This is a genomic window from Aquaspirillum serpens DSM 68 (assembly GCF_000420525.1).
GTDB classification, from domain to species: domain Bacteria; phylum Pseudomonadota; class Gammaproteobacteria; order Burkholderiales; family Aquaspirillaceae; genus Aquaspirillum; species Aquaspirillum serpens.
Window position 1 is genome coordinate 24,678 of sequence record NZ_ATVC01000025.1, and the last position, 9,537, is coordinate 34,214.

General features: G+C 45.9%; 8 protein-coding genes, 1 tRNA gene and 1 CRISPR repeat array. All 9 genes read left to right on the top strand.

The genetic code is table 11. The features are described 5' to 3' along the window. Positions 1–8 precede the first annotated feature (8 nt). A tRNA-Thr gene (locus tag G465_RS0106590) sits at positions 9–84 on the top strand. Between the two features lie 137 nt (positions 85–221). After that, positions 222–2,804 carry a CRISPR-associated helicase/endonuclease Cas3 gene (locus tag G465_RS0106595; protein ID WP_027405244.1) on the top strand — a complete coding sequence of 861 codons (2,583 nt, stop codon included), beginning with the start codon at positions 222–224 and terminating at the stop codon, positions 2,802–2,804. A gap of 10 nt (positions 2,805–2,814) precedes the next feature. Continuing rightward, on the top strand, positions 2,815–4,311 hold the full coding sequence (gene casA / locus G465_RS0106600) for a type I-E CRISPR-associated protein Cse1/CasA (RefSeq protein WP_022653694.1): 1,497 nt from the start codon (positions 2,815–2,817) through the stop codon (positions 4,309–4,311). Continuing rightward, entirely contained in the window at positions 4,308–4,826 is a 519-nt protein-coding gene (gene casB / locus G465_RS0106605; RefSeq protein ID WP_022653695.1) for a type I-E CRISPR-associated protein Cse2/CasB, read from the top strand. Before casA ends, casB begins: the two co-directional genes overlap by 4 nt. Next, on the top strand, positions 4,823–5,476 hold the full coding sequence (gene cas6e, locus G465_RS0106610) for a type I-E CRISPR-associated protein Cas6/Cse3/CasE (protein ID WP_022653697.1): 654 nt from the start codon (positions 4,823–4,825) through the stop codon (positions 5,474–5,476). Before casB ends, cas6e begins: the two co-directional genes overlap by 4 nt. A 15-nt stretch (positions 5,477–5,491) precedes the next feature. Next, positions 5,492–6,511 (top strand): type I-E CRISPR-associated protein Cas7/Cse4/CasC, encoded by a 1,020-nt coding sequence (gene cas7e / locus G465_RS0106615; RefSeq protein WP_022653698.1) that lies wholly within the window; start codon positions 5,492–5,494, stop codon positions 6,509–6,511. A gap of 9 nt (positions 6,512–6,520) precedes the next feature. Beyond that, positions 6,521–7,246, top strand: a complete 726-nt coding sequence (cas5e, locus tag G465_RS0106620; protein ID WP_022653699.1) for a type I-E CRISPR-associated protein Cas5/CasD — start codon at positions 6,521–6,523, stop codon at positions 7,244–7,246. Further along, positions 7,243–8,118 carry a type I-E CRISPR-associated endonuclease Cas1e gene (gene cas1e / locus G465_RS0106625; RefSeq protein WP_022653700.1) on the top strand — a complete coding sequence of 292 codons (876 nt, stop codon included), beginning with the start codon at positions 7,243–7,245 and terminating at the stop codon, positions 8,116–8,118. Before cas5e ends, cas1e begins: the two co-directional genes overlap by 4 nt. Continuing rightward, positions 8,096–8,392, top strand: coding sequence for a type I-E CRISPR-associated endoribonuclease Cas2e (cas2e, locus tag G465_RS15400; RefSeq protein ID WP_081642714.1), 297 nt, complete (start codon positions 8,096–8,098; stop codon positions 8,390–8,392). The genes cas1e and cas2e overlap by 23 nt, the downstream gene beginning before the upstream one ends. Before the next feature lie 38 nt (positions 8,393–8,430). Then, positions 8,431–9,495: a CRISPR direct-repeat array (repeat unit 28 nt; unit sequence GTCTTCCCCACGCCCGTGGGGGTGTTTC). The last annotated feature ends 42 nt before the right edge of the window (positions 9,496–9,537 follow it).

The window sequence follows — 9,537 nt, forward strand, 5'->3', positions numbered from 1 at the left end:
TCTTCAACGCCGGTGTAGCTCAGTTGGTAGAGCACCTGACTTGTAATCAGGGGGTCGCGAGTTCGAATCCTGCCGCCGGCACCACAGAATTAAAAGCAATGCCTAGCGTTGCCAAAAAAGCCCAGCAAAAGCCCTATGCTTGCTGGGTTTTTTTATTTTGTGCTCTCTGTTGATAACATTTTGGATAAACTGTGAGTTTTTCATGATGTTAAGGTAATAAAATGAGAGCACGTCGTTTATCATCATCAATCCCAGTGATTTCTTTTGAGCTTTGTCCTGCAAAGACTTATCTCCACGCAGAGACAGGAGATGTGCAGCTTGGCAGATCCGTTTTTAATCATTGTCAAATCGTAGGAGAAGTTGCAAAAGCATTGATGAGTCACTATGCCTTTGCGATTGATTTTCCTGCGGGTTCTCATCTTGTTGCCGCTTGTCACGATATTGGCAAAGTCAGTCCCTATTTCTACGAAAAGTTAAGACAAGCTTGTCACAAAAATTCCCTTGAAAAATTGCCAGACATCACTCCAGAAAAAGAATCCCAGTGGGGTGGCCATGCAGGAGTGAGTCAAATTGCTGCACAGGCAATGGGAGTTAGCCCACTTTTAGCGGAGGTTCTTGGCCAGCATCATGGCTTTCGACCTGAAGTAGGTAGCTATTCGGCAGAGGCTGAAGTGTTTGGTGGTACCGGCTGGCAGCAGGAAAGAGAAAAGTTAGTTCAAGCCTTAAAAGAAACACTTAATGCAAATTGGCCAATTGTGTCGGATCCAGTACAAGCACGTTTGCTAGCGGGTCTAACCAGCGTGGCAGACTGGATAGGTTCTGGCGCTTGGTTTGAAGATCCACAAAAAGATTGGCGGCCTTTCATTCAATCTGCACTAGATGATGTGGGTTTTGTCCCGCCACTTATTCGCCATAATCTTGATTTTCATAAAATCTTTGGATTTTCTCCCCGACCATTACAAGAAACGCTTTGTCAGGCAATTAGCAAGCCCGGTGTCTATGTATTAGAAGCACCAATGGGTCAAGGAAAAACAGAGGCTGCTTTATTTGCTGCGTATCAAATGCTTGTGTCAAAACAGGCAATGGGTATTTATTTTGCTTTGCCGACTCAACTTACCTCTAACAAAGTTTATGAGCGTTTTTCCGATTTTCTTGAAAAGATTTTGTTACCAAATTGTCGCCATCGCCGTGGTTTATTGCTTCATGGACAGGCATGGTTATTAGACACCGAAATGGGTGAGGAAGGTCGGCCCGGTGGTGCATGGTTTAACCAAGCAAAAAGGGGACTATTAGCTCCTTTCGCAGTAGGAACTATCGACCAAGCGCTGATGGCAGCCATGAATGTCAAACATGGTTTTGTGCGTGCCTTTGGGTTAGCAGGCAAAGTTGTGATTCTAGATGAGGTACATAGCTATGATATGTATACAGGAACTATTCTGTCTGAATTAGTGAAATTGCTGCGTCAGCTTAACTGCACTGTCATTGTTTTGAGTGCAACCTTAACTCAGCGTAGGCGAGAGCAACTATTAGATACTTCAGTAAAGAACCATGACTACCCATTGGTTTCTGCCTTGGCACATCAAAGTCACCTAGTCGAAATTTCAACAGAACCGCCCGAAAAACGAGAAATTAACCTTAAGTTTCTGACAAAAGATGAAGATGCGATAGAAGAAGCTTTATATCGTGCACAACAGGGGCAACAAGTTCTTTGGGTGGAAAATACTGTTGCACAAGCACAGCATTTTTATCAAATTCTTGCTGCCCGAGGAAAAGAACTCAATGTTCAATGTGGTCTATTACATTCTCGTTTTACACTCAGTCATCGTCAATCTAACGAAAACAAGTGGGTTAACTTGTTTGGTAAAGAGAACTGGCAACAAAGATGTTTACAGGGCCGGATCTTGGTTGGGACTCAGGTTGTTGAGCAATCATTAGATATTGATGCTGATTTTTTGATCAGTCGTTTTGCTCCAACCGATATGTTGCTACAACGCCTTGGTCGTTTATGGCGACATCAAAACACACCAAGACCAAAGGATGCACGACTAGAGGCATGGTTATTAGCACCAGATTTACAAGCTGCGATTGCCTCTCCCCTACAAGCATTTGCTAGCACTGCTTCTGTGTATAGCAGCTATGTTTTATGTCGTAGTTTAGAGAGTTGGCAATGTCAATCTTCGATCTGTTTGCCGGATAATATTCGACCACTCTTAGAAGCCACCTATTGCGATAGAAATGAATCTGGCGACATGGCACGTTGGCAATATGAACTTGAGCATGGAGTCCAGCGTGGAAACTATCGGCAAATTGGGCGCCAAGACTTGCAACGGCTGGCGCACGGTACACTGGCGACTGCTGGTAACACGCAATCAGATCATCATTGTGCAACACGATATAGTGAACAAGACAGTATCGACGTCCTGTTATTAACAGCGATTCGCTATTTACCAGAAACACAACAAACACAGCTGACCTTATTAGATGGGTCTACCTGTTGTTTTCCAACTCAACGTCATCAATGGCCAGCGGCAAAGTGGCGAAAACTGACCATCCGGCTGATGCGCGAGCTGATTCAACTACGGCCTAGCCTTGCACCCCCTGCCTGCCAAAAAAATCAATTGGAAAAATTAGGATTTCAACATCTTTTTTACCTTGGAGAGCCACAGTACACAGAATCTTTTTTGCGGATTGGCTTGGTAAATGAATGCAATAAGATTAATATGCCTTTCGGGCAGACTGGACAAAATAAGTATGACCATACCTACCGTGATGACTTAGGTTATCAGGTACTGAAATCTTCTTGAGAGCGACACAATGCAAAACCGCTTTAACCTGATAGATGAACCGTGGCTGCCAATAGCCGACGTGGGCCGAGTAAGTTTAACCGAGTTTTTTACCCATCCAGACTATCGAGCATTAGGGGGTTCACCCGTACAAAAAATAGCGCTGTTGAAATTACTGCTGGCCTTAGCCCAAGCTGCGGCAACACCACATGATGAGTCAGCATGGCTGGCGATGGATGAACAAACATTGGCAGCGCGTTGTTTAACCTATCTTAAACGTTGGCGAGATGCCTTTTTCCTCTATGGTGAAAAACCATTCTTACAAGTTCCGGCAATTCAAAAGGCAGAGTGCAAAAGTTATGGAACTGCACTTCCCGATGTCTCTACTGGCAACACCACTGTATTGACACAAACCCAGCAGGAAAAACCTTTAGATGACGCGGATAAAGCGTTGTTATTAGTCGCGCAAATGGGGTTTGCTCTTAGTGGTAAAAAAACAGATAACAGTGTTGTCCTCACCTCTGGCTATCCAAATAAAACCAATGCAAAAGGAAAGCCATCTTCTGCCAAATCAGGGCCTTCCGTAGGGTTTATGGGCCTATTGCACAACTTTGTTTTAGGCGAAACACTGTGGCAGACCCTGCGCCTTAATCTCTTTACTCAACAAGATGTTCAACAAAGTGGTTTGTATCCGGGTGGAGTGGGACGTGCAATATGGGAAGAAATGCCAACTGGGGAAGACTGTTCGATTGCACGTATTCATAAAACAACGTTAATGGGACGTTTAGTACCGCTGTCCCGTTTCTGTCTGTTTACTGACAATGGTTTGCACTACAGCGAAGGAATTGCACATCCAGATTACAAAGTCGGGGGTGTTGATCCCTCAATTGCAGTTGATCGTCGCGCCAAAGAGCCGAAAGTGTTATGGGTCAATCCCTTGCGTCGTCCTTGGCGAGAACTCACCGCGTTACTCGGTTTTGTTGAGTCTCAGCAAAACACCTTTGATTGTCTGCAGCTACGAGTTGCAGTACGGCATGCCAAATTAGTCAGTGACTGTTTTGCTATTTGGTCAGGTGGGTTACGTGTCAGCAGTAACGCAGGTGAGCAGTATGTATCTGGAGATGATGATTACGTTGAATCGGTCTTTTGGCTTTATGCCTCAGAATTAGATGGTGAATGGCTAGCCAATTTGCGTGGTGAAATTGATGTCCTCAATGACTTCTCTAAATTGCTATATGGCTGTGTAATCAGTTATTACAAAGAACAAAAAGTTGATGGTAAAACCATAGCAGAACAAGCCACGGCCTTGTTTTGGCAATTGTGTGAACGAGAAGCACAAACCCTCCTTCATGCTTGTGAGCGCAGCCAAGTGCAACAACGCTTCCAATTACGTCGTCGATTTGCTGACAATCTACACCATATCTTTAATACCCAATGCCCACAGCAAACGGCGCGACAACTGGATGCGTGGGCAAAAAGTCGTCCTAATCTTCGTAAATACCTGCATCTACAACAGGAGGCCGCATGAGTGAGAATAAAAAACCTGATAAGGCACAACAGTTCATCCGCTATGTCCTAGATAACTGTCTGCGAGATAAGGGCTTTGCTGCACGGTTACGGCGTGCTGATAACCCTGCCACTGAGTATCAAAGTTGGGAGCTATTAGCCACATTTAACATCCCTATTGAATTCGATCACCCTCGATTACCTTATTTATTGGTGGCTGCTGCGGTTGCTCGTGCAAAAGCAGATCAAAATGGTTCATGCTCTCTTGGTGCTGCAATCGCGGCGTGTTATGAGGAAGGGGCTAACAGTGATCAGGCTAAAGCAAGATTACGTCGGTTATTAGCGTGTGATGATACGGCTGAAGTATGTCGGATTCTGCGTGGTGTTCTCTCGCTTATCCAAAGCAAAACGCGCCAGACGCTAGATTATGAGCGCTTATTAAAACAGTTATTACAGTTTGGGCGAGATAATCAACGGGTTAAAGCGCAATGGGCACAGGAGTTTTACCATAGACCTGTAGAAGAGGAGCAAGTATGAGCCAAACCCTGTTTGCTAGCGTATTACGGCTCAATCGACAGGATTGCCACGCATTACGAATAACCGATCCATATTCGTTGCATCGAGTGGTGTATAGCTTATTTCCTGATATTCGCAGTGAGTTGGATAAACAAACCAGCGAAACCAGTGGTATTCAGTTTGCGGATTTAGGGGGCGATTTTCATGGCCGTGATGTGCTTTTGTTATCTAATCGCGAGCCAATGGAGAAAGTGGATGGTCAGTATGGCGAAATCCGTACACAGCCACTACCAAACCATTTTTTATCCCATCATCGTTATCGTTTTAAGTTAATTGTCAATCCTACTCGCCGAAACAACAGCACTAAAAAATTAGTACCAATTCGTCAGCGTGATGAAATTGCTGCATGGTTTGTTGAACGTGCTCAAGCTAATTGGGGATTTATTGTAGAACAAACCCAGTTACAAATTGACCGTGTTGAGGTGTTGCGTTTTCAAGATAAATCGCAGCGCAATGTGACGCTTGCTCAAGCGCATTTGCAAGGCACATTACAAGTTGTTTCGCCCGATCTCTTCGCTGCAAGTTTTACCCGTGGGATTGGCCGAGGTAGAGCTTTTGGTTGTGGCCTATTACAAATTGTCCCTTTGATTGACCCCTCTTGTAACGCCTGATAAGGATGTTAAGTCATGCTTAAAAATACCCGTATTGAGTTTCACATTTTGCAATCTTTCCCCGTCACTTGCTTAAATCGTGATGATGTTGGCGCCCCTAAAACAGCGATTATTGGCGGTACCACACGTGCACGGGTGAGCTCGCAATGTTGGAAGCGTCAGGTACGCTTGGCCATGAAAGACTTTGGTATCAAATTGGGTGTGCGAACCAAAAAAGTTGAGGCGCTATTGCAACAGGCCTTAGTGGATGTGGGGGCAGATGAGGTCGCTGCGACTGCATGTGCTCAGAAGATGGCTGAGACATTAAGCGACGATACCTTGCTGTTTTTGAGTGGAACTGAGGCGGCGGCTTTTGCGGATTATGCGAAGGCATTGGCATTTGATGCCAGCAAAATCAAGGATAAGGATTTAGCAAAGGTTGCAAAGAAAGCATTGAGTTCTGCTGTCGACGCCCTTGATATTGCGTTATTTGGTCGAATGGTGGCGAAGGCTGCCGAGATGAATGTTGAAGCGGCTGCGAGTTTTTCTCATGCAATTTCAACACATAAAGTCAGTAATGAAGTTGAGTTTTTCACTGCGTTAGATGATTTGCAAACAGAACCCGGGTCGGCACATATGGGTAGCTTAGAATATAACGCTGCCACTTATTATCGTTATATCAGCCTCGATTTAGGGCAACTCGCACAAACGCTAGGTGAGGGACAACTTAAACAAGCGATTGCTGCTTTCACTCAGGCGTTGTTTGTTGCTGTACCGACTGCACGTCAAACGACACAGTCGGGCGCGTCTCCATGGGAGTTTGCCAAGGTTTTCGTCCGTCGGGGACAACGCTTACAAGTGCCTTTTGAAACAGCGATTAAAGCGCAAAATGGTGGTTATCTACAGCCTAGTATCGCGGCATTGAAAGATTATTTGGCTAAAAAAGAAAAATTATCTGGTTCTTTGTTCGGCAAGGTTGCCGATTTTGAATGGGGGGAAGATGAGAATTTTTCGATAGATGATTTAATTGCTGGTCTACAAACTCATGTTGAGTGAGGGTAAAGAATGAGCAACCCTTATTTGTTGTTATGGCTAGAAGGGCCATTGCAAGCATGGGGACACGATTCGCGTTTTGGTCGTCGTGACAGTTTGCCTTTTCCAACAAAATCGGGGGTTTTAGGATTGTTGTGTTGTGCCCTTGGGGCTGGGGGTGAACAGCGTGATTTATTAGCGCAGTTGGCTGATCTAGATATGCAACTTGTGGCATATACCCCAAAAAATAACGACGATAAGCCTAGCTTACGTCAACCGTTACTACGTGATTTTCATATGGTGGGTAGTGGTTATGATGATGCGGATCCATGGCAGAATCTACTGATTCCAAAAACAAGTGACGGTAAAAAAGCGGTAGGAGGAGGGACGAAAATGACCTATCGCTATTATCTTCAAGATATGACTTTTGCCGTGGTGTTGGAGGTTCCAACAGAGCACGCTGATGCGTTTGCCGAGGCATTGCGTTGCCCTGTATGGGATGTTTACCTTGGCCGCAAAACTTGTGTCCCTACCGAGTTAGTGTATCAGGGTATTTATGTGGATACGGAACATGCACTGAAATTTGCTGATGAATTAGCTTGTGTGAAAAACCGTGCTCGTAGTTTTTTTGTACGTCAAGGTGCGCATGATGGCGAAGTCATCACCTTAAACGATGTTCCTTTGCAATTTGGCCAGGACAAGCGCTATCGCGATCGTCAAGTCACAGTATTTTACTCTGAGGAGGATTCAACATTATGAGCCAAATCCAGCGCCTGCTAGTGAAGGTGACTCGTGAATCTTTGCCACAAGTAAAAGATAAATATCCATTTCTTTACCTAGAACGTGGGCGGCTGGAGGTTGATGATAGTAGTGTGAAATGGTTGGATGCTGATGGGCAAGTGATTCCTTTGCCCATTGCAACGATCAATACATTGCTACTCGGGCCAGGTACAAGCATCACCCATGAAGCTGTTAAAACAATGGTTGCCGCAAATTGTTCTGTCAGTTGGGTCGGTGAAGATAGTTTGCTGTTTTATGCAGCGGGGTTTTTACCCACTGCAGATACGCGTAACCTTAAACAGCAAATTAAGCTTGCTGCCGATGAAGAACTTGCCTTGGGTGTTGCGAAACAACTTTTTGCACGTCGTTTTCCAGATGCTGATCTGGAGGATAAGACTTTGGCTTCTATGATGGGCATGGAAGGACAACGAGTCAAAAATCTTTACCAAGAGAAAGCCGAAGAATATCAAGTTGGCTGGAAAGGACGACAGTATGTTCCTGGTAAGTTCGAGTTGGGTGATATCACTAACCAGGTTCTAACTGCTTGTAATGCTGCCCTCTATGGCATTCTCTGTTCTGTTGTTCATAGCTTAGGCTATTCTCCTCATATTGGTTTTATTCACTCAGGTAGCCCATTGCCTTTTGTTTACGATCTTGCTGATTTATATAAAGAAAATTTATGTATTGATCTGGCCTTTTCTCTCACTAAAGACATGGCTGGTCGTTACAACAAGCACATTGTTTCTGCTCAATTTAGAAAACGTGCACTGGACATGGATTTGTTGGATACAGCAGTGTCCGATATAAATTCACTAATGCGAGGAAAACATGGTCATCGTCATCGCAAATGAACTGCCTCCTGCTGTTCGTGGACGTATGAAATTATGGTTCATAGAACCACGGGCAAATGTTTTTGTATCTGGTATTAAAGATTCTGTTGCACAAACCGTGGTTGACTATCTGGTAAAACATTGCCCCGTTGAATCTGGTGTAATGATCTATGTTTCGCAGCCTAAACCACCTGGATATCGTATAGTCACGATTGGAACACCAAGAAAGCCGCAGACCACAATTGATGGATTGCAATTGATAGTAGAAACCCTAAATTCCTCAGAACTACAATAGCTAGTATAATAGTAGTATGCTCAGCACAATCTGTTGCTGTCTTCCCCACGCCCGTGGGGGTGTTTCTTATGCGCATACTTATCAAAGCACATTTGTTATGTCTTCCCCACGCCCGTGGGGGTGTTTCTCATCTCGATACATATCGCTTGCAAGCGCTACAGTCTTCCCCACGCCCGTGGGGGTGTTTCTCGCTGCAGCAGATTGTGCGCTTGATAAATCAGGTCTTCCCCACGCCCGTGGGGGTGTTTCCAAAATAATCATTGGACAGCGCACTATCATAAGGTCTTCCCCACGCCCGTGGGGGTGTTTCCATCAGCACGATGCTGCTTAATAATTGCAGCAAGTCTTCCCCACGCCCGTGGGGGTGTTTCTCATCAAACTCAACATAATCTTTGATTGCATTGGTCTTCCCCACGCCCGTGGGGGTGTTTCCGATAAACCGACTTTCTTCTTAACCATCTCGTTGTCTTCCCCACGCCCGTGGGGGTGTTTCTTTGCGACAAATAAGCCGGAAACTGCTCGAAAGGTCTTCCCCACGCCCGTGGGGGTGTTTCCTTAGGCATAGTCCAATACTGACGGCGGTAAATGTCTTCCCCACGCCCGTGGGGGTGTTTCTGCCATATAACCCGCCTCAGCCGCCTTAAAAAGGTCTTCCCCACGCCCGTGGGGGTGTTTCCTCGAAGCTTTGGAAAAAGGCGAGTCTACTTTGGTCTTCCCCACGCCCGTGGGGGTGTTTCTGCTGCAAGAAAGCAGAAAGAGGCAGTGATGCGGTCTTCCCCACGCCCGTGGGGGTGTTTCTGCTGCAAGAAAGCAGAAAGAGGCAGTGATGCGGTCTTCCCCACGCCCGTGGGGGTGTTTCTGCAGCAATTCCGCGATGCCGGCGGCGATGTAAGTCTTCCCCACGCCCGTGGGGGTGTTTCTCGCAGCAACTGTTGCTGTTCCTCTGCGCTTAAGTCTTCCCCACGCCCGTGGGGGTGTTTCCTCGAAAACGGAGTTTTGAACGAGAAAGGTTTGGTCTTCCCCACGCCCGTGGGGGTGTTTCCGAAGTTTCGCAAGTTATTTTTAATCTGGGTGGGTCTTCCCCACGCCCGTGGGGGTGTTTCCATTTCGACCCACCGGCAGGCCGGTGATGTGTTGTCTTCCCC

Excerpts from the sequence above, each read along its gene's own strand:
- cas5e (WP_022653699.1), top strand. The coding sequence starts at position 6,521 with ATGAGCAACCCTTATTTGTTGTTATGGCTAGAAGGGCCATTGCAAGCA.
- casA (WP_022653694.1), top strand. The coding sequence starts at position 2,815 with ATGCAAAACCGCTTTAACCTGATAGATGAACCGTGGCTGCCAATAGCC.
- cas7e (WP_022653698.1), top strand. The coding sequence starts at position 5,492 with ATGCTTAAAAATACCCGTATTGAGTTTCACATTTTGCAATCTTTCCCC.
- cas6e (WP_022653697.1), top strand. The coding sequence starts at position 4,823 with ATGAGCCAAACCCTGTTTGCTAGCGTATTACGGCTCAATCGACAGGAT.
- casB (WP_022653695.1), top strand. The coding sequence starts at position 4,308 with ATGAGTGAGAATAAAAAACCTGATAAGGCACAACAGTTCATCCGCTAT.
- G465_RS0106595 (WP_027405244.1), top strand. The coding sequence starts at position 222 with ATGAGAGCACGTCGTTTATCATCATCAATCCCAGTGATTTCTTTTGAG.
- cas2e (WP_081642714.1), top strand. The coding sequence starts at position 8,096 with ATGGTCATCGTCATCGCAAATGAACTGCCTCCTGCTGTTCGTGGACGT.
- cas1e (WP_022653700.1), top strand. The coding sequence starts at position 7,243 with ATGAGCCAAATCCAGCGCCTGCTAGTGAAGGTGACTCGTGAATCTTTG.